Genomic DNA, 18,192 nt, shown 5'->3' with positions numbered 1-18,192 from the left:
TGATGCGCAGTTTTAGCCGATGCCGCAACCGCCGTTTGATCGCGGTTGATCTGTCCAGGACGCTACCCCGGCAGCATGCGCTGCATCACGCGGTCGCGATGGACGAAGATGTGCACGAGTGCGGCGCCGACGTGGAGGCCGATCGTGACCAGCAGCGCCAATTCCATCGCCTGGTGGAGACCGTCGATGGTCCGGCCGGCGGCCGCGTTGTCGGATGCGAGCATCGGCAGCGGCACGAGATAGAAGAACGAAATGGACCATCCACGGAAGGAGGCAAACAACCACCCCGAGATCGTGGTCGCCAGCACCAGCGCATACAGCAGCCAGTGGACGGCTTCCGATGACAGGCGCTGCCAGGCAGGCAGAGAGCTCTCGGGTGCGACCGGATGTGTGACACGCCAGGCAAGGCGCAGAGCCGTCAGCACCAGGATCGCAATTCCGATCGAGACGTGAAAGGTCATGCTGGCGCCGGGGCTCGTGCCCGGGTGGAGATCCGGCATCAACCAGCCGATCGGGTATTGCACGGCGAGCAGTACGACGATGAGCCAGTGAAAGATCTTGGCAGGCGTGCCGTATTGAAGGCGGGTGGTCATGGCAATCCCAGCGTTGAATCCAAGTGACGCGATCAGGGCTGAAAGCCGCGCGCTGCGGCGTGGAGGAACGGATTGACGGGCCCGCTGCTCATCCGCGTGTTGCCGTCCGGTTTCTGACCCGGCACGGGAAAGGCATAGCCGATGATGGTCTTGACCACGAGCCGGTCAGATGCCGGCGTCAACCCGTAGCCGATGCCGAAGTTCACGTCGAACACGCCGGCCTTGAAATCGGTGACGGCAAACAGCGTATGTTGCTGGTCCGCCAGCTTGTCGAAGCTCCCGATCTGGCCGAGGTCGCTGTAATATTCGAATCCTGCGAACAGATCGTCCCCGAACTTGCGTGCGAGGCGCGCGGCCGGCGCGAAATGCTGCTCGGCGAACTTGCCGAAATGGATGTCGACGATCGGATTGACGATGAACTCGTAGTCGCTGTTTCGCACCCCGATGATGGGACGAATTTCCATCGAGAAGCGGGATTGGGAGAAGGGCGGTGTCTCGTTGCTGAATTCGAAGTTCACGCCGTAGAAGAAATTGCGCTGTTCGGCATGCGGCGAAACGAACAGCGTTCGCAGCTTGAAGGCGTCCGAATAGAAGCGTTCGTCCTGGACCGAGAACGGCAAATAGAGCCCGACCTCCCACCAATCGGTCACGCCGTAGGCGAATTCCGGCGTGCCGTTGAGGCTGTGATTTGAGACGAGCCCGCCGGGAAAGGGCGGAGTCTTCTGGCCGAGGGCGACGTAGTTCAGATGCTGCTGGATCGTGAACTGGCCCACTTCGGCGATCCCGGCATTGTAGACTTGAATCTCGTCCGTCGCGTAGGCGGTCCCGGCCAGGGCCGGGAGGATCAATGCGGCCGCAAGGGCTGCGACGGTGAATGAAAGACGCTGCTTCATCGTCGTCGCCTATGCCGCCCCGATCAGGATGCCTACCGCCAGCACGATCGCGCCGCCGAGCACGATCTGGAACACGGCCTGGAGGAACGGCGTGTCCATGTATCGGGCCCGGATATAGGCAATCGCCCAGAGCTCGAAGAACACGACGACGCAGGCAATCGCGGTCGCGATCCAAAATGCGTTGGACCAGCTGTCGGGCACGAGATAGGGCGCGGTATGGCCGAGCCCGCCGACGGTCGTCATCGCGCCGCAGGTGACGCCGCGCAGCCAGGGCGAGCCGCGTCCGGTCAACGACCCGTCGTCGGACAGCGCTTCCGCAAATCCCATGCTGATGCCGGCGCCGATCGAGGCCGCGAGGCCGACCAGAAAGGTCTGCCAGTTATGATGCGTGGCGAAGGCGGCCGCGAACAGCGGCGCCAGCGTCGAGACCGAGCCGTCCATCAGGCCGGCGAGGCCCGGCTGCACATATTGCAGCACGAACATCCGCCTGCGCGTGCGGTCCTCTTCGGCGCGCACGTCGGGCTTGAGAATCTCGTCGGTCAGCCTGGCTGCGGTGTTCTCGTGGCTCTTTTCCGCTTCGGCGAGGTCGCCCAGCAGCCTGCGGACATTGACGTCCTCGGCCTGCTCGGCGGCCTTCGCATAGAAGCGCTCGGCCTCGAGTTCCATGGTCTCGACTTCCCTCCGGATGGTGTCGAGCGGCAGGTTCTTGGTGAGCCAGATTGGGCGGCGCTTCAGGAATCCTTTGACGTCCTCGCGCCGGATCGGCGGCAGATGCTGGCCGAAGCGCTGCTCGTAGAGTTCCAGCAGCATGTGACGATGGCCGCGCTCCTCCTCGGCCATCTGTTCGAACAGCTTGGCCGAGTCCGGATAGCGCTCCTTCAGATCCTCGGCGAAAGTCATGTAGATACGGCTGTCCTCCTCCTCGGAGGAGATCGCGACTGCGAGCACTTCGCGCTCGGTCAGATCGGCAAAGTTCTTCACGTGTGATCCTGCTATCACTTTAGAATGGTTCTAAAGTGATATAGGCTTCAATTCGTTCAGGGTCAATTCACGCGCGCTACGCGAACCCTAGCAATCCATGCGCCGCCATGATGGTGCCTGAGAGCAACGCAAGCCTGCCCCGATGTACAGGCTCGAATTCTACAGTGTGAATGGACGGGTGAATAATGGCCAAGGTCAAATTTCGTCTGAACGATCCGCGTCTGGCGCCCCGCCGCACCAAGCTGGAAATCCCCGGATGGGCCGGCAAGCGCGAGCCTCGTGCGAATGGTTCGCGTGAGCAGGTCTGGCATTGCGTGCCCTTTTCCGAGGGCGCGCAGTACGGCATCGAGCTGTTCTATCCCTATGACTTCGAGCTTCGTGTCACGACCAGAGAGGGCCGCTTGGTCCTCGAGGCCGATTGGGGCGCGCCGCCGGAAGGTGGCGCGGAATGGCCACCGTTTCGCAGGTTTGGCGACGCATTTTACACCTATCAGATCCTGCTCGATCTCAAGGTCGAGAAAGGCATGGCTGTCCGCACCGAGCCGCATCCGCGCTTCTATGCCGATCAGACCGACACCGTGCCGATTGCGGTCCCTGCGTTGATCCGCAACTGGTGGCCGATGATGTTCTTTTGCGTCTTCAAGGCGCCGGCTGAGGGGCGTACCCACATCTTCCGGCCCAACGAGCCATTTGCTCAGATCATCGTCATTCCCGAGGAAGCGAACTTCGAGCTTGAGCCCATGGAAGAGGAGGAAGCGGCGGAGCGCGAGCTCCAGGCTCGCCGAATCTACAACAGCCGTCCCACACTCGCCGCCGGCACCGAATGGACGTCGTCATCCGATACGGTGTTCGACGGCACTTACCGGCATCTGCATCGCGCGGCCAAGGAGAAGGCCCGCAACGAATAGGACAGGCGACCGCTGTCGGGCGCACCGGGTCCGGCGCGCCGTGCTAGCGGTCGGTGCTTCTGCCTATTCTTCCCGACGATGACATCGGCAAAAGCAAACAGGACCCGAAGGTCCTGTTCATCTCATTCACGCTGCCACCGACATCAATAATCGCGGCGATAGAAGCTGTGATGATGGTGGTGATGATGGTGATGGTGGTAATACCGCCGATACCGCGGCACCACCACGACGGGCGCGTCGTCATAATAGCGATAGCGTCGATAAAAGCTGTGATGGTGATGATGGTGGTGGTGATGATAGTAGAATTGCGCGACCTGGACGTTCTCGCTCGTCTTTGCCGGTGGCGCTTCATCGATGGCTTGCAGCAGGGCGCTGGCGTTCGCAATCGGCTCCAGCAGGTCGGCATATGAATTCGCCTGCAGAACGTCTGTCGGTGCCGGTGCGGCTTCAACCGCGCCAAGCGTCCCGAGCGCAGCCACCGCGCCCAATAGTCCGGCGATCTTCTTGTCCATTTTCATCTCCATGGTCGCCGGACGCAGATCCGGTATCCCGCAACGTCAGACATTGCCGAATGTTCCCTGAACCGGGGATTAATGCCATGTGACGCGGCGGTGGCGCCGCGTCAGTCCGCTGCGGCGTCGTGCAGGAAGCTCAGGAGCAGCCGGCTGACCTCGGCGGGCTGCTCCTGCTGCACCCAATGGCCGGCGCCGTCGACGAGATGACAGCCGAGCATGTTGGTGCAGCCGCGCCCCTGCATCGCCTCGAATACGCCGGGGCGCTGATGGGTGCCCCAATCCTGCCCGCCCGAGATGAAGCACGAGGGCACATCGATGCTGCGGCCCGAGAAAAGCTGCATCTCGCGGTTGAGCATGCCCGTCGTGACGTAGCGATACCATTGCAGGCCGCCCTGGAATCCGGTGCGGGCATATTCGGCGCTGTAAAAAGCGAGATCGCTATCCGGCAGCCATTGATTGGCGGCCACCGCGGCGGGCGAGGGCATCTCCTTGGCGACTGTCTCGGGCATGGTCTCGCCGAGGTCCATCACGTAATAGGTCGGCAGCTTTGCAAGCTCGCCCGCCGACCACGACTTGAGCGGATAGGGCTTGTTGTCGGTCCAGTCCGCGCTCTTGTGATGATAATAGGCGCGCAGGAAATCGTGCAGGCCTTGCGGCGCGTGCAGCATGTCGGCATTGGCCGGGCGTGTCGAATAATACCATTGATAGTGAATGCGTGGGCGCGGCAGCGCGGCGAGTTCGCGATGCACGGGGTCTTCGTCCGCTGGCTTTGCCGGGGCATCGACGGTGCCAAACGGCAGTGGCGGCGCTCCGCCGAATGGCGCGCTCATCAACGTCACCGACCGAAACACGTCCGGCCGGATCAGCGCGCACCAGGCCGCAACCGGGCTGCCGAAATCATGCCCGGCGAGATCGACCTGCCGGTAGCCGAACGCCGACACCAGCGCGAGTGCGTCGCGCACCAGATTGAGGAGCGAGATCGGCGCAAGATCGCCGTCGTAATCAGCGCTCCAGCCCGTAGTGCGTCCATAGCCACGCAGGTCGGGTGCAAGGACGTGATAGCCGGCGGCCGCGAGCGTCGGCATCACCTTGCGCCAGGAGAAGGCGAGCTCGGGAAAGCCGTGCAGCAGCAGGATGCAGGGACGCCCACCGGTCTCGAAGCCGGCCTCGAGCACGTGCATACGCAGGCCGTTGATGCCGTCGACGTAACGCGAGCGGATGCCGGCGGGCAGGGGAATGTCTGGGAGTGCAGTCATTGCTTTCCCCACATGGGTGGAATCGTAGGGTGGGCAAAGCGGAGCGTGCCCACGCATTTTTCGTGATCGAGAGAGTTGGTGGGCACGGCGCAAGTGCGCCTTTGCCCACCCTACGGCATCTCGCTAAATAGCCGCACACACGAACGCGTTGCCCTTGCGCCTGATCTTCCCCACCGAGGGCGAGGGGAAATGCGCGGTGCAGCACAGCGTATCGGTGTCGCAATAGCGTTCGAGGAAGCTGCGGCGTGTCGTCGCCGCCCTGGCCGGATCGACGTCGAACTTGATCGACAGCTCCGGATAGAGCGTCTGCAGCGGCGAGTGCATGAGGTCGCCCGAGAATACCGCATCGTCCTTGCCGCGGCCCATCGCGATGGCGACGTGGCCGGGCGTGTGGCCCGGCGTCGGCAGGATGCGCACGTGGTCGCCGATTTGATGATCGTTGCCGACGAGCTCGTGCCTGTTAGCCTCGACCACGGGCAGCACGCTGTCGGCAAAGGGCGGAATCTCCGCCTTCGCATTCTGCTCGAACCAATGGTCGTATTCCTGCTTGGCGAAAACGTAGCGCGCCTTGGGAAAGGTCGGCACCCAACGGCCGTTCTCCAGCCGCGTGTTCCAGCCGACGTGATCGACATGCAGATGCGTGCACATCACGAAATCGATGTCATCGACCGAAACGCCCGCGACATCGAGTGCGCGCAAATAGGTGTCGTCGGTCTTCATGTTCCATTTCGGCCGCTGCGGGCGTGGCTTGTCGTTGCCGATGCAGCTGTCGACCAAAATGGTGTGGTGCGGCGTCTTCACCACATAGGATTGGAAGCACAGCAGCAACACGTCGTTGTCGTCGAGTGCCTTGGCCTGCCGCATCCAGGCCCGGTTCTCGGCCAGAGCCTCGGGCGACAGCCCCGGCAGCATCTCCAGTGCCGGGACGAATGACGTCTCCTGCTCGATGATGCGATGGATGGTGAGATCGCCGATCGAATATGTCAGGCTCATGAGAACTCCAGCGCTTAAGCCGCCGGCGGCACCGAGATCTTCACCGAGGGCCGCTCCAGCATCTTCTGGTGAAAGGCATCGAGCTTCGGATAGGCCTTGCGCCAGCCGCAATCGGCGAAGCGGAAGTCGGCATAGCCGAGCACGCAAACAAGGCCGATCTGCGAAATGTCGAACGGGCCGTTCAGCACATCAGGCATGTTCTCGAAGCGTGCCATGCCGGTCCAGGCCCGGTTCCAATGGTCGTCCGACCAGGCCTGCCATTGCAGGCCCTGCGGCCGCACCATCTTCTCGTAGCGGCACAGCAGCATGGAATCGAGCATGCCGTTGATGAGCGAATGGTTGGTCTTGGCCTTCCAGCGCCGCGGGCCGTAATCCGGGATCAGGCTGCCGCCGGCCATCTCGTTGAGATATTCGACGATGACGTAGGAATCCAGGATCACGTCGCCGTCATCGGTGATCAGCACCGGCAGCTTCTTCAGCGGCGTGATCTTCGAATAGTCCTCGTTGGCCGTGCCCGGGGCAACGGTTGCGGGGGTGAATTCGATCTTGTCGATCAGCCCTAGCTCGATCGCGGCGATGCGCACCTTGCGGGCAAAGGGCGAGGCGGCGGAGAAGGAGAGTTTCATGGGGAAATATCCTGAAGAACATTCGGCAGTCGTTGTCGTCATTGCGAGCGAAGCGAAGCAATCCAGTCTGTCTCCGCGGAAATAGTCTGGATTGCTTCGTCGCCAGCGCAAAATTGCTTCGCAATTTTGTCGCGGGGCTCCCTCGCAATGACGGGGAGAGAAGGGCGGCAGGTTACGCCGCCACGATCTCCTGGCGCTGCTCGCCGAGGCCTTCGATGCCGAGCGTGATGACGTCGCCGACATTGAGGAAGGTCGGCGGCTTCATGCCGAGGCCGACGCCGGGCGGGGTGCCGGTCGTGATGATGTCGCCGGGCAGCAGCGTCATGAACTGCGAGACGTAAGAGACGCATTTCGCCATCGAGAAGATCATGGTCTTGGTCGAGCCGGTCTGGCGGCGCTGGCCGTTGACGTCGAGCCACATCGACAGGTTCTGCACGTCCTTGATCTCGTCCTTGGTCGCGAGCCAGGGGCCGACCGGGCCGAACGTGTCGTGCGACTTGCCCTTGGTCCACTGGCCGAGGCGCTCGGTCTGGAAGTTGCGCTCGGAGACGTCGTTGCAGACGCAATAGCCGGCGACGTAGTTCAGCGCGTCGGCTTCCGAGACGTATTTGGCGCGCGTGCCGATGATGGCGGCGATCTCGACCTCCCAGTCGAGCTTGGTCGAGCCGCGCGGCTTCTCGACGTTATCGTTCGGGCCCGAGAGCGAGGTGTTGGCCTTCATGAAGATGATCGGCTCGGTCGGGATGGCAGCGCCGGTCTCCTTGGCATGGTCGCTGTAATTGAGGCCGATCGCGACGAATTTCGAGATGCCGGTCACGGGGGCGCCGAAGCGCGGCTTGCCCGAGATTGCCGGCAGCGAGGCGGGATCGATCGCCGCCAGTTTCTTGAGCGACTCCGGCGAATAGGCCTCGCCGGTGAGGTCCTTCACATGCGCCGACAGGTCGCGCAACTGTCCGGATTTGTCGATCAGGCCGGGCTTCTCGGCACCCTTTTCGCCATAACGAACAAGCTTCATTCTCGTTTCTCCCTTGGGATGGACTGATCGGTTAAATAGCTTCATGGAACAGCGCGGCGGGAAATTCAACCGCCGAAAAAGGGGTGCATTGCAGCCTTTCCTCTGTAGGGTGGGTTACGCCTTCGGCTAACCCACCCGAAGCCTATGATTGCAGCGCCTCGAACCTGAACGCATCGCCGTCCCGTTTGATGTGGCCGGCCGAGAAATGCCCGCCGATCACCAGCGTCGGGGTATCGGCAAAGCGCGAGAACACCTTGTGCCTGGATGCCGCCGATTGGGCGATGTCGGTGTCGACGACGGAGCACCAGTCGAGATGGGCCATCTGGCAGGGGTGATGGGCGACGTCACCTGAGAGCAGCGCCTGTTCTCCGCCGGATTCGATCAGGACGCTCATGTGCCCCGGGCTGTGGCCGGGCGTCGCGATCACGCTGATCTCCTCGCACAGCCGGTGATCGCTCGGGATCAGCTCGACCTTATCAGCATCGACGACCGGCTTCACGGAATCGTTGAACACCGCGACCTTGTCGGGCTCGGCCGTATAGTCGCGCCAATAGTCATACTCGGTCTTGCCGAACAGATAGCGCGCCTTGGGGAAGGTCGGCACCCATTTGCCATCGACCAGCTTGGTATTCCAGCCGACGTGGTCGACGTGAAGATGGGTGCACAGCACGGTGTCGATGCTGTCAGGGGGAAAGCCTGCGGCCGTCATGGCCTCCAGGAATGGCGTCGTGCGATTATTCCAGGCCGGGATGCCACGTCCCTGCTTGTCGTTGCCGAGGCCGGTGTCGACCACGATGCGGCGCGTCGGTGTCTCCACCACCAGCGAGTGGATCGACATTTTCAGCCGGCCCTCCTCGGTGGCGAAATGCGGGATCAGCCAGGGCAGCTTCTGGATTGCGTCGGCGGTCGCGGCCGGCAGGATGAAGCGGGTCGAGCCGACCGTCTCCATTTCAACGACCTTGGTGATTTTGACCCGACCCACTGTCCACGGCATGCGGCGTCCCCTATTTTCTTGCTTTCGCGAAAGATGCGGCCTTCCGCCGGCGAACGCAATGGATCATCTGTCGCGATGTTGCGTTATGTGAGGAACCCATCGAGAGCCAAAGGGGGAGCCCATGCCAGAGCTTGCGATTTCGGCCGACAAGGTCGCCTTCATCATCGAGAAGGCGCGCGAATTCGATGTCAAGGAAGGCGCCACTGACCAGGATTCCGGTTCGAACCCCTCCGACGACGATGAGATCGACGTGCTCGAGGACACCGCGTCCGACCCTGTTGCCGCCGAGCTGGCGGGCTTTATCCGTGCGCTGAACGAGGACGAGCAACTCGATCTGGTCACGCTGATGTGGCTGGGTCGCGGCGACGGCGATGTCGACGAGTGGGACGACTTGCGCGCCCGCGCGGTCGAGGCGCGCGCCGAATACAAAACGCCGCGGCGCGAGACCGTGCAATATCTCCTGGGCGAGCCGATGCTCGGCGATCTGCTCGCCGACGGCATGGACGAACTCGGCATCGACTGGAGCGACGAGCGGACCACGCCTGTTTCCTAAACCTTACCGCGCGCAATCGACGATCACGGTGCCGAGCTTGTCGCCCTCCTCGACAGCGAGATGCGCTTGTGCAGTGTCTGAGAGTGCGAACTGCGCGGCCACATTGTGAATCCGCCGGCCGGCAGCCAGCCATTTCGAGATGTCGGCCTGCGCCGCCGCGAGCAGCGCCGGCGGCAGCGCGAACAGCACCAGCGTGCGCAGCGCGATACACTTTTCCATCAGCTCGCGCATCGGCACCACGGGCGTGCGATTGCCGTTGGTGGCGTAGACCGCGATGGTCGAATTGATCGCCATCAGCTTCAGCGTGGTCGCGATATTGCCGCCGAAATCGACGTCGACGACGCGATCGACACCACGGCCGCCGGTGAATGCCATCGCCTTGGCGACAACGTCTTCGTCTTTATAGTTGATTACCAGGTCGGCGCCCGCTTGCCGCGCCTGCTCGCCCTTCATCGCCGAGCTGACGGTGGCGATCACCTGTCCACCGCCCCATTTCGCCAGTTGCACCGCATAGTGCCCGACTGCGCCGGCGCCGCCGGTGACGAGCACGGTCTTGCCGACAACAGGCCCATCGGCAAACAAGGCGCACCACGCCGTCATCGCGGGGATGCCGAGCGTTGCGCCTTCCGCAAAGGACAGATTGTCCGGCAGCGGCGTCACCAGCTGCTCGGCAAGCGCGATATATTCCGCCGCTGTGCCGAAGGCGCGGCCGTTGCGCTGGCCGTTGAACAGCCAGACGCGATCGCCGGGCTTGAACCGCGTCACGCCGTCGCCGATCTGATCGACGAAGCCTGCGCCGTCGCTGTTCGGAATGACGCGCGGAAATTCCATGGCGCGATAGGAGCCGCCGCGCCGGCCGACATCGGCCGGATTGACGCCGGAGGCCTCCAGGCGAATGCGGACTTCGCCCGGGCCCGCGACCGGCGTCGCCATTTCACCATAGGTGAGAACGTCGACCGCCGGCCCTGTTTGCTCGTACCAAACCGCTCTCATCTGGATCACTTTCCGAGCTGTGATTTTGGGCAAGCGGGTGCGGCATCGGGAATCCACCTCTCCCTTGGGAGAGGTCGGTGCGTAGCGCCGGGTGAGGGGTCACGCTCTCACTTGTTGCAACAACCCTCACCCGATTTGCTGGCGCAAATCGACCTCTCCCCGCTGGGGAGAGGTGAAAGATCACAGCGTTCCCGGGAAGGCGCCACCGTCGAGCAAGATGTTCTGCCCGGTGATAAAGCCGGCCTTGGCGCCGCACAGGAAGGCGCAGGCATAGCCGAACTCGTCCGGTTGGCCGAAGCGGCCGGCCGGATTGAGTTTTGCGCGCTCGGCCAGGATCGCCTCCGGCGTCGTGCCGCGCTTGTCGGCCTCGGCCTTCGCGGTGCCGGTGAGACGGTCGGTCTCGAACGGACCCGGCAACAGGCCGTTGATGGTGACGTTGTTGATCACGGTCTTGCGCGACAGGCCGGCGATGAAGCCGGTGAGGCCGGCGCGGGCGCCGTTGGAGAGGCCGAGAATGTCGATCGGTGCCTTCACCGCGGCCGAGGTGATGTTGACGATGCGGCCGAACTTGCGCGCCATCATGCCATCCACGGTCGCCTTGATCAGCTCGATCGGCGTCAACATGTTGGCGTCGATCGCCTTGATCCAGTCGTCGCGGGTCCAGTTGCGGAAATCGCCGGGCGGTGGGCCGCCGGCATTGTTGATGAGGATATCGGGCTCGGGGCAGGCCTTCAGCACGGCCTCGCGCCCCGCGGGCGTCGTGATGTCGCCGACGATCTCGGTGACCTTGACGGTGGGATAGGCCTTCCGGATCTCGTCGGCCGTCTTCTTCAGCGCTTCGGCGCCGCGCGCGGTCAGCGTAACATCGACACCGGCTTCCGCCAGCGCGATGGCGCAGGCGCGCCCCAAGCCCTTGCTGGATGCGCAGACGATGGCGCGGCGACCTTTGATCCCAAGATCCACTGTTTCACTCCCGAAAATAGCAGGCAGGTTTTTGGACGGGGTGCACTCTAGCCAAGAGTGATGCCGCTGATAAGGGAGGGGCCAGCGTCAAAATGCATGGCGTGCCGCCGAGGCGATGCAAACGGGCATGATCAGATATGCCGCTCCTGCTTGAGGCGGTCGATCGCGGCAGCGGCCTCCGGCGGCAGTGACTTGAAGCCCATCTGCCCGGCCGCCGAGAACAGCGGCCGCAGGTGCGAGCCGGCCAGGAAGGGCGGCTGGCGGTTGGCCGGCACGATCTGGTCGAACACCAGCACCAGCGTGGTGGCGACGAGGCCGACCCTGATGGCGCCGAGCGCGGCACCGCCGAGCCGGTCGCCGATCCCGGCTTCGCTAATCGTGTCGTCCAGCACGAAGCGGCCGATATAGCCCAGCAGCATGCCGACCACCAGGAAGATGCCGAAGAACCAGATCCAGTTCTGGAAGAGCGGCGCGTTCGGATTGCCGGCGATCTGCGGCGCAATCATCGGCATCAGCGAAACCGCGATCGGGGCGGCGAGCAGATAGGCGAGAATGGTCATGGCGCTGCGCAATAGGCCGGTCCTGAACCCAAACCCGATCGCAAGCGCGAGCGCCGCATAGACCGCGAGATCGAAACTATTCATGAGCGAACCCTGCCTCGGTGGAACGAATGAACGTCCAACCGATCGTTCCGGTTTCAGATCGCTAAAATCGTCCGTATTTTTTGCGGCTCCAGCTCAGATACTGCGCTCACTCCATGACTATTCGACGTCAGTAAAGGAAACATCCTCGCGGGTGCGAGCCCGCGTCGAGTTGGACACCTCCGTCATCCCGGACAAGCGGAGGATGACGTAGCGCCGCTAGCTCGCTCTGATCTCTGCCTTGATCATATCCGCCGCCTTCTCCCCGATCATGATCGCAGGCGCATTGGTGTTGCCGCCGATCAGCGTCGGCATGATCGAGGCGTCGACCACGCGCAAGGCCTCGACGCCGCGCACCTTCAGTATCGGATCGACCACGGCCATCGCGTCCGTGCCCATCTTGCAGGTGCCGACCGGGTGATAGACCGTGTCGACGCGATTGCGCAGGATGGCGCGGATGTCGTCGTCCGTTTTCACCGCGGACGTGAACATGTCCTTCTTCTGCAACGCGCGCAGTGCAGGCGTTTCCATCAGCCGCCGCGTGGTCTTGAAGGCGGCAACCATCGCTTCGAGGTCTTCCGCCTCGCCGAGAAAATTCGGATCGATCATGGGAGCAGCGAGCGGGTCGGCGCTTTTCAGCCAGACGCTGCCGCGGCTCTTCGGCCTGAGCAGGCAGACATGGCATGAGAAGCCTGCCTCCTTGTGCTTCTTGCGGCCGTGGTCGTCGAGCATCGCGATCACGAAGTGGAGCTGGATGTCCGGCACGTCGAGGTGGGGCTGCGTCTTCAGGAAGCCGCCGCATTCGGCGAAATTGGTGGTCATCAGACCGCGCCGCTCGCGGCGATAGCGCTGGATGGCGCGGAGCAGGGAGGGGAGCCGGCCGAGCGAGGAATGCACGAAATGCGGATAGTCGGAGGCGTAGACGAACACGAAATCCGGATGGTCCTGCAGATTGCGCCCGACCCCCGGCAAATGATGCACGACGCCGATGCCATGGGCACGGAGCGCCTCGCCATCGCCGATGCCTGACAGCATCAAGAGCTGCGGTGACTGGAACGCGCCACCGGCGAGGATCACCTCGCGCCGTGCGCGCAGCTGCTTCTTCTGCCTGCCCTGCAGATATTCGATGCCGACCGCGCGCCCTGCTTCAAAAAGGATTTTCGTCGCATGCGCGCCGGTCTCGACGCGCAGATTGGCGCGTTTGCCGATGTGAGGCTGCAGATAGGCCCGCGCTGCGCTCCAGCGCTCGCCCTTGTGCTGCGTCACCTGGTAGCTGCCGAGCCCCTCGTGATCCTCTGCGTTGAAGTCCTCGCGGATGCGGAACTGGGCCTCGCGCGCGGCCTGCTGGAAAACGTCATGGATCGGATTGTCCGAGCGCAGCCTGTTGACGTGCAGCGGGCCGCCCTTGCCGTGATATTCGCCGTCGAAATCGGAATTGTTTTCCGAGCGCTTGAAATAGGGCAGCACGTCCGCATACGACCAGCCTTGATTGCCGAGCGAGGCCCAGTGGTCGTAGTCCCATTTGTGGCCGCGGATGTAGACCATGGCATTGATCGCCGAGGACCCGCCGAGGCCCCTGCCGCGCGGCTGATAGCCGATGCGCCCGTTCAATCCCTTTTGCGGCACCGTATCGAAGGCCCAATTGGCCGCCTTGTACGGCAAGGCCAGCCCGAACGGCGTGGTGATGCGCCAGCTGTCATTGACGCCGCCGGCGTCGAGCAGCGCCACCGACGTCGCCGCATCCTCCGACAGCCGCCCCGCCACCGCGCATCCGCCCGAGCCCGCGCCCACGACGATGAAATCGAATGTATCAGTCACTGTTGTTTTCCCCCTTGAAGAGTTCTTGTTGTCGTCGTCATTGCGAGCGGAGCGAAGCCATCGAGAGCGGCCTCCCGGCGGCCGAAATCGGCCGAGATTGCCCGCCGAAAACGCTCCGCATGATCAGCGACCACGGCGCGCAGGCGCGCGGCCATGGCCTGAAAGCGGTTCGTCAGCGCAGCCAGCGGGGCACCCGCCCCGGGGACGGTCCGCAATATCGTCCAGGGATTTGTCCATGGCGCTCCTCCCCATCCGGCAATTTCGCCGCTGTTTTGTTGCCGCAAGCTGGCGGTTTGTGGAACTTCTGGCAAGTGCAGGGCAGATCGGCCGGAATCCGCGCGCTCGACCTGTCATAAAGTCGAAAAAAACGTCCCGGCGGCCCTTTCCAAAGCCGGCCCGGGTTGGTACATACGCCCCGCACCCGAGGGCTTTGCCCGGGGTTGCCTTCCAGGGAAGCCTTCGGGACGGGAGAAGCAAGCCACGCCACCAGCGTCGGCCCTTAATCCACCGTCCCCGGCCTTTTGACGAAGGCGCGCAAGTGTTTAACGCGGGGTGGAGCAGCCCGGTAGCTCGTCAGGCTCATAACCTGAAGGTCATAGGTTCAAATCCTATCCCCGCAACCAAGCTTCAAGCCCTTGAAATCAAATTGGTTTCAGGGGCTTTTTGCTTCTCCAAATTTGCGCTCAAGTTTCGCTCGTGGAAGCGTGGTGGAAGCGGTGAGAAGTAGGTTGCAGCGTAGCTTGGCGATGGCGTGATGACTCAATTGTGATTGCCGGCTGATCGCGATCTCCTTCAGGCAGTTACCCCGACGACCGTTTCAGATGGCAACTGACGATTTTTAAAACGCACTTTGTGAGCCGAAAGTCGCCGGCTCTCCACATGTAATCCGACAGGAAAACAGCGGCTCACACGGAGTGATCCTCCCTCCTTGACCTCGTTTTTGCGAGATCAGTCCTGGTCCTCTCAAGGCTGAAACAGGGGTTCGATTCCCCTAGGGAGCGCCAAATATTTCAATGACTTAGATCTGGATTGAAGAAATCGTCGAATATCCGTCGAATAAGCAATGGCGAACATTGGCAAACGTCGGCGCACTCATCAGTAGCGCAATCTTATTCTCGCTTTTATCGCCGCCTCCGGCGTATGACCGATCTGTCACAGTAGGTCTCTCGCACGCGCAGATGCGTTCTTTGCGATTTGAACAGCAGTGTATCGCAAGCGACGACGGCGATCGCAAAATCCCCTTCGGGCTCCCGTGTCCAACACCATCGTTTCAGGGAGACACTGATCGCCGTTTGCTCAGAAGTCGCCAGACACGTCGATGACGATGACCGCCAGGCGATGGCGCATGGCGGCTGGGGTCAACTCGATGAGCATTCGCTCCATTTCGTCGGCCGATTGAGGCCGCTGCATTCCATTGGGAGGCGCTGGAAGCATCTGAGGTCTCTTGTTGCCGAACCAGAATACGCCGAACACGCCAAAGCCCTTGGCGTCCGGATCATGCGCGTAGAAGCGCTCAAGCTGGCCTTCAATCGCCGTCCAGACCTTTGCATGGTAGTCCCGCTTCCATTCGCATAGCACCTTGCAGCCGGGAATAACGACCGACATGTCGGCACGCTTGTCGCCTGCCATATGGCCCTCTGGCTCAACGGCGATACCCAAAGGCTTCAAGGTCGGACGAATAACGTCGACAAGCGCATCCCGGCAGGCTTCCTCCGGACGCGGCTCTTCTGGCCGATTGTAGGCGTCCACGTTCCAAAAGTATTTGAAGATATCCGTGTTCGTCCGCTGGATGCGTTGCCGAGCGTCCCGAAGCTGCGCGACCAGAAGGGAGTGGAGATCTGCGACGGTCGCGGGCGGCCCGTTATCCAGCGCCGCTACGGTTTTCGGCCAATCGGGACGCTCAAAAGCGGCCTCCCGTCGGCGCTGTTTCTGGCTTTCGTAAGCGTGCAAGATATGGGGCGAATAGGATGCGAGATCTGCATTCTTTTTCAAGCGCTCCAGCGCTTCACCCGCGAAATCTGCCGTCGACGAGGAAATCGCATTGACAAGCCCACGCACCCAGCCTGCCGCATCCCACGCGTTTCGGTCGCTGTCATTCAGCAGCAATGCCATTAACATGCTGAATAGACAGAATTTTCGTCGAATTCAGGTGGCCCAATCAAACGAGCCTCAGGCACGCCGGTCCTCGCTCTGCCCGGAACGACAAATGAGACCAGGATGTTTCGAGTGAACCGAATTAATCGATGACGTCTATCATGCTCTCATGGTCACCGGCAGCCTGCGTCAAGAGCCATTTGACAAGGTCCACGGCTTCCGCGGCGTCCTCGATGCGGTGAAAGACACGGAGATCTTCGGCAAATTCCTCAACGAGATCTTTCTTCGTATGTCCCCAACGACGCCCGCGTTCAAGCCTGCCAGTAAAATCGCGTACAAGCGCTCGAAAAGCTTGGAAGGCTCCCATCGCGGCCGCATAGGACTCGTTTGCGATCGCGCGCTGCCGAACTGCTTCAAAATCGATCTCGTGTGTGCAGTGGGATTGGCTGCTGAGGATGGAAGCGCGCCGGTCCCCGCAACTGAGATAAGGATCCCGGATTGATTGGTCCTTCTGCATGAGCGTTGAGCTAATTCCCGCGCAGTCTGCGCACACGGATATCTGTGAGATATCCCGGACGAAGATATCGTTGCGGAAGTCCGGGAACAGCCTTTGCCGGTTGGCGATAGTCAGGTCATCTCGCTCGAGTGTGCATTCATAAAGCGATCGAACGCCCCCCGACCATTTTCCGCTCTTGCTCTTGCGCATGAGGTATCGTTTGGTCCGCACGCAAATCGGACAGGCCCAATCCGGTGGCGTAGCAAGCCAGCGCTTCGATGAGACGGGATCAACATAGGCGGCGTATTCCTCGTCGGTGGGCGCGACCACCGTGCGCCGTGCCTGATCGCTTGGAGCAAAGGTCGCGGAATCGCGCCGCGTCGAACGAGCCAGAAACTCGTCCCGAAGTTTCCAGACTAGTTGCGCTCGTTCTGTGTTCTTCGTGTCCTGTTCAAATGATCGCATGAGAAGAGAATAGGCGTCGAAAGCACCATTCATAATTCTAGTGCTCGCCATGCCTTGGTGGTCGCGCGCTAGCCGCCCGCCGGCGAGATGGCCCAGAAGCTCGTCAAGGAGAGTGAGGCGGACCTCGAAGTTCGACCGTTCCGCTTCCCACGCGGCCTGCGCGCGCTCGTACTCGATTTCATGATCCTTGCTGGCAGCCGGGCGGATAAATGTACCGATCTCCTGCGCGGTGAAGCTGAAGCGTGAGTCGATCTCGTCGCGAAATCGCGACTTGACCTTGCCATCGGCCGCGTTGCACTCGGAGCAGACGAGACTGACGTCGAAGCGTGATGTTAGTTCACGGATGTAATCGAGGATGGTGGTCGACGATGTGGGGCGCGTCGCAAGCCAGTCCTTTCCGAACAGTTCCTGTATGCGAGGCCAGACGCAATCACGCATATGGTCATGGTGCAGCTCCAGCTTGGCGAGCAGGATCCCCCGCTTTGAGAGCCGGAAGATATCGTTCTTGTGGCGGCGACACGCCGGGCAAATCCAGTACTGAGCGCATAGTGCCCAGTTTTCATTTAGATCGAGGCCTTTGGCGTCGAGGCGCTGCGCCGCACGCTTTGTCTGATCGCTCCATCGCCCATCCCAATGACCGAAGTGAATTTGCATCTCTTCGTCGGACAAGCGCGAGGGCCGCCAGAATAGGAGGCTCGCAAACCACGCTTTCGCATCCGGATCAAAGCTGGAGAAGGGGATGTCGTTGTCTGCATCGAATATCTCGTCCATGCAGGTTTTCCTAACCGCGCGCGATAGCATATAGCAACATGAAACTTTGAATGCGGCGTGGAGCTCAGGGCGTTACTTAGGCGCTACCTTAAGCGTCGCGATGCAGGCAGGCCGGACTGATAACAGCATGCGCTCGTTGAGCTGTTGGACCTCGTGGAGCGCGGGCAGACTCAGAAAGCCCGCTTCGAAGTATCGGAACGTCTGTACCTTGCCGAGCTGATCCAGTCGTTCCAAGATTTGCAACGATCGTTTCGGCTTTCTGACTTTCAGCTTACGCTCGGTCGCCGCTGCCATCAGCCCGGTCATGCCGTGCGAGAACTTATTCTTAAGTTCCTTCACATCGATACCTTTGGCGCGCAGGAAGGCCTTCAGCGTCAGTTCAATCGAATGCGTATGGAGATGGTACAGCACGAGACTGTAATGCAGTCGCGGCTTGGTATCTTGTAGGCTGGCAGAATGCACCGCTGCCCGATAAAAATCCTCGGCCAGGTGATAGAAGCCTAACGGGCCATAGCGTTCGATTTCATCCGGCACGTGACTTCAGTTCGCTTGTTGTTTTGATACGTTCCCGTTCGGCGTTCCGCCCGGCTCGCTGAGCGCGTGGTTCGCCCAAAGACGGATAGT

General features: G+C 61.8%; 19 protein-coding genes and 1 tRNA gene. 4 read left to right on the top strand and 16 right to left on the bottom strand.

What is annotated here, in order from left to right:
• Window positions 1-62 precede the first annotated feature (62 nt).
• The 3 genes from G8O24_RS24105 to mbfA are packed head-to-tail and all read right to left on the bottom strand — an operon-like array spanning window position 63 to window position 2,467.
• The gene (locus G8O24_RS24105; RefSeq protein ID WP_188103662.1) at window positions 63-593 is read right to left on the bottom strand and encodes a cytochrome b; all 531 of its coding nucleotides are present in this window, start codon (window positions 591-593) and stop codon (window positions 63-65) included.
• A gap of 32 nt (window positions 594-625) precedes the next feature.
• Window positions 626-1,486, bottom strand: a complete 861-nt coding sequence (locus tag G8O24_RS24100; protein ID WP_188103661.1) for a hypothetical protein — start codon at window positions 1,484-1,486, stop codon at window positions 626-628.
• A 9-nt stretch (window positions 1,487-1,495) separates the two neighbouring features.
• Entirely contained in the window at window positions 1,496-2,467 is a 972-nt protein-coding gene (gene mbfA / locus G8O24_RS24095) for an iron exporter MbfA (RefSeq protein WP_188103659.1), read from the bottom strand.
• Window positions 2,468-2,652: 185 nt separating this feature from the next.
• Between mbfA and G8O24_RS24090 the strand changes: the two genes are divergently transcribed.
• Window positions 2,653-3,375, top strand: a complete 723-nt coding sequence (locus G8O24_RS24090; protein ID WP_188103657.1) for a hypothetical protein — start codon at window positions 2,653-2,655, stop codon at window positions 3,373-3,375.
• A 143-nt stretch (window positions 3,376-3,518) separates the two neighbouring features.
• Here the strand turns inward: G8O24_RS24090 and G8O24_RS24085 are convergent, their stop codons facing one another.
• From G8O24_RS24085 to G8O24_RS24060, 6 genes are all read right to left on the bottom strand, one after another.
• Entirely contained in the window at window positions 3,519-3,887 is a 369-nt protein-coding gene (locus G8O24_RS24085; protein WP_188103655.1) for a hypothetical protein, read from the bottom strand.
• Between the two features lie 110 nt (window positions 3,888-3,997).
• Window positions 3,998-5,146, bottom strand: a complete 1,149-nt coding sequence (locus G8O24_RS24080) for an alpha/beta hydrolase (protein WP_188103653.1) — start codon at window positions 5,144-5,146, stop codon at window positions 3,998-4,000.
• A 123-nt stretch (window positions 5,147-5,269) separates the two neighbouring features.
• Entirely contained in the window at window positions 5,270-6,139 is an 870-nt protein-coding gene (locus G8O24_RS24075) for an MBL fold metallo-hydrolase (protein WP_188103651.1), read from the bottom strand.
• Between the two features lie 14 nt (window positions 6,140-6,153).
• Window positions 6,154-6,765, bottom strand: coding sequence for a glutathione S-transferase family protein (locus G8O24_RS24070; RefSeq protein WP_188103649.1), 612 nt, complete (start codon window positions 6,763-6,765; stop codon window positions 6,154-6,156).
• Between the two features lie 172 nt (window positions 6,766-6,937).
• Complete coding sequence (locus tag G8O24_RS24065) at window positions 6,938-7,780, bottom strand: fumarylacetoacetate hydrolase family protein (protein ID WP_188103647.1); 843 nt, start codon at window positions 7,778-7,780, stop codon at window positions 6,938-6,940.
• A 142-nt stretch (window positions 7,781-7,922) separates the two neighbouring features.
• Window positions 7,923-8,774: an MBL fold metallo-hydrolase gene (locus tag G8O24_RS24060; RefSeq protein WP_188103646.1), complete on the bottom strand. Its 852-nt coding sequence runs from the start codon at window positions 8,772-8,774 to the stop codon at window positions 7,923-7,925.
• A 121-nt stretch (window positions 8,775-8,895) separates the two neighbouring features.
• Here G8O24_RS24060 and G8O24_RS24055 point away from each other — a divergent pair, with 121 nt between their 5' ends.
• Window positions 8,896-9,327: a DUF3775 domain-containing protein gene (locus G8O24_RS24055; protein ID WP_188103644.1), complete on the top strand. Its 432-nt coding sequence runs from the start codon at window positions 8,896-8,898 to the stop codon at window positions 9,325-9,327.
• 3 nt (window positions 9,328-9,330) lie between these two features.
• On the opposite strand, the gene G8O24_RS24050 is transcribed toward G8O24_RS24055, so the two are convergent.
• The 4 genes from G8O24_RS24050 to G8O24_RS24035 form a co-directional block, all read right to left on the bottom strand.
• On the bottom strand, window positions 9,331-10,320 hold the full coding sequence (locus G8O24_RS24050; protein ID WP_188103642.1) for an NADPH:quinone reductase: 990 nt from the start codon (window positions 10,318-10,320) through the stop codon (window positions 9,331-9,333).
• A gap of 180 nt (window positions 10,321-10,500) precedes the next feature.
• Window positions 10,501-11,283 (bottom strand): SDR family oxidoreductase, encoded by a 783-nt coding sequence (locus G8O24_RS24045; protein WP_188103640.1) that lies wholly within the window; start codon window positions 11,281-11,283, stop codon window positions 10,501-10,503.
• 131 nt (window positions 11,284-11,414) lie between these two features.
• Window positions 11,415-11,927, bottom strand: a complete 513-nt coding sequence (locus G8O24_RS24040; protein ID WP_188103639.1) for a CvpA family protein — start codon at window positions 11,925-11,927, stop codon at window positions 11,415-11,417.
• Between the two features lie 216 nt (window positions 11,928-12,143).
• On the bottom strand, window positions 12,144-13,742 hold the full coding sequence (locus G8O24_RS24035) for a GMC family oxidoreductase (protein WP_188103637.1): 1,599 nt from the start codon (window positions 13,740-13,742) through the stop codon (window positions 12,144-12,146).
• Here G8O24_RS24035 and G8O24_RS24030 point away from each other — a divergent pair.
• Together G8O24_RS24030 and G8O24_RS24025 are read left to right on the top strand one after the other, a co-directional pair.
• The gene (locus tag G8O24_RS24030) at window positions 13,730-14,098 is read left to right on the top strand and encodes a hypothetical protein (RefSeq protein WP_188103635.1); all 369 of its coding nucleotides are present in this window, start codon (window positions 13,730-13,732) and stop codon (window positions 14,096-14,098) included. The genes G8O24_RS24035 and G8O24_RS24030 overlap by 13 nt on opposite strands.
• 190 nt (window positions 14,099-14,288) lie before the next feature.
• Window positions 14,289-14,365 (top strand) — tRNA-Met (locus G8O24_RS24025).
• A 673-nt stretch (window positions 14,366-15,038) separates the two neighbouring features.
• Here G8O24_RS24025 and G8O24_RS24020 read toward each other — a convergent pair.
• The 3 genes from G8O24_RS24020 to G8O24_RS24010 all read right to left on the bottom strand — a co-directional run bounded on the left by G8O24_RS24020 (window position 15,039) and on the right by G8O24_RS24010 (window position 18,102).
• Window positions 15,039-15,854 carry a DUF8371 domain-containing protein gene (locus tag G8O24_RS24020; protein WP_188103634.1) on the bottom strand — a complete coding sequence of 272 codons (816 nt, stop codon included), beginning with the start codon at window positions 15,852-15,854 and terminating at the stop codon, window positions 15,039-15,041.
• A gap of 124 nt (window positions 15,855-15,978) precedes the next feature.
• Window positions 15,979-17,568, bottom strand: coding sequence for a hypothetical protein (locus tag G8O24_RS24015; protein ID WP_188103632.1), 1,590 nt, complete (start codon window positions 17,566-17,568; stop codon window positions 15,979-15,981).
• Between the two features lie 72 nt (window positions 17,569-17,640).
• Complete coding sequence (locus G8O24_RS24010) at window positions 17,641-18,102, bottom strand: HEPN domain-containing protein (protein ID WP_188103630.1); 462 nt, start codon at window positions 18,100-18,102, stop codon at window positions 17,641-17,643.
• Window positions 18,103-18,192: the final 90 nt, after the last annotated feature.

Source organism: Bradyrhizobium campsiandrae (assembly GCF_014529705.1).
GTDB lineage: Bacteria > Pseudomonadota > Alphaproteobacteria > Rhizobiales > Xanthobacteraceae > Bradyrhizobium > Bradyrhizobium campsiandrae.
Note: the sequence above shows the minus strand (reverse complement) of the source record. Positions and strands in the feature narration are given on the sequence as shown.

What these genes read in the sequence shown, in the direction of transcription:
- G8O24_RS24030 (WP_188103635.1), top strand. Translation starts at nt 13,730, where the DNA reads ATGTATCAGTCACTGTTGTTTTCCCCCTTGAAGAGTTCTTGTTGTCGT.
- G8O24_RS24065 (WP_188103647.1), bottom strand. Translation starts at nt 7,780, where the DNA reads ATGAAGCTTGTTCGTTATGGCGAAAAGGGTGCCGAGAAGCCCGGCCTG.
- G8O24_RS24100 (WP_188103661.1), bottom strand. Translation starts at nt 1,486, where the DNA reads ATGAAGCAGCGTCTTTCATTCACCGTCGCAGCCCTTGCGGCCGCATTG.
- G8O24_RS24075 (WP_188103651.1), bottom strand. Translation starts at nt 6,139, where the DNA reads ATGAGCCTGACATATTCGATCGGCGATCTCACCATCCATCGCATCATC.
- G8O24_RS24105 (WP_188103662.1), bottom strand. Translation starts at nt 593, where the DNA reads ATGACCACCCGCCTTCAATACGGCACGCCTGCCAAGATCTTTCACTGG.
- G8O24_RS24090 (WP_188103657.1), top strand. Translation starts at nt 2,653, where the DNA reads ATGGCCAAGGTCAAATTTCGTCTGAACGATCCGCGTCTGGCGCCCCGC.
- G8O24_RS24050 (WP_188103642.1), bottom strand. Translation starts at nt 10,320, where the DNA reads ATGAGAGCGGTTTGGTACGAGCAAACAGGGCCGGCGGTCGACGTTCTC.
- G8O24_RS24080 (WP_188103653.1), bottom strand. Translation starts at nt 5,146, where the DNA reads ATGACTGCACTCCCAGACATTCCCCTGCCCGCCGGCATCCGCTCGCGT.
- G8O24_RS24085 (WP_188103655.1), bottom strand. Translation starts at nt 3,887, where the DNA reads ATGGACAAGAAGATCGCCGGACTATTGGGCGCGGTGGCTGCGCTCGGG.
- G8O24_RS24015 (WP_188103632.1), bottom strand. Translation starts at nt 17,568, where the DNA reads ATGGACGAGATATTCGATGCAGACAACGACATCCCCTTCTCCAGCTTT.
- G8O24_RS24055 (WP_188103644.1), top strand. Translation starts at nt 8,896, where the DNA reads ATGCCAGAGCTTGCGATTTCGGCCGACAAGGTCGCCTTCATCATCGAG.
- G8O24_RS24040 (WP_188103639.1), bottom strand. Translation starts at nt 11,927, where the DNA reads ATGAATAGTTTCGATCTCGCGGTCTATGCGGCGCTCGCGCTTGCGATC.
- G8O24_RS24060 (WP_188103646.1), bottom strand. Translation starts at nt 8,774, where the DNA reads ATGCCGTGGACAGTGGGTCGGGTCAAAATCACCAAGGTCGTTGAAATG.
- G8O24_RS24070 (WP_188103649.1), bottom strand. Translation starts at nt 6,765, where the DNA reads ATGAAACTCTCCTTCTCCGCCGCCTCGCCCTTTGCCCGCAAGGTGCGC.
- G8O24_RS24020 (WP_188103634.1), bottom strand. Translation starts at nt 15,854, where the DNA reads ATGGCATTGCTGCTGAATGACAGCGACCGAAACGCGTGGGATGCGGCA.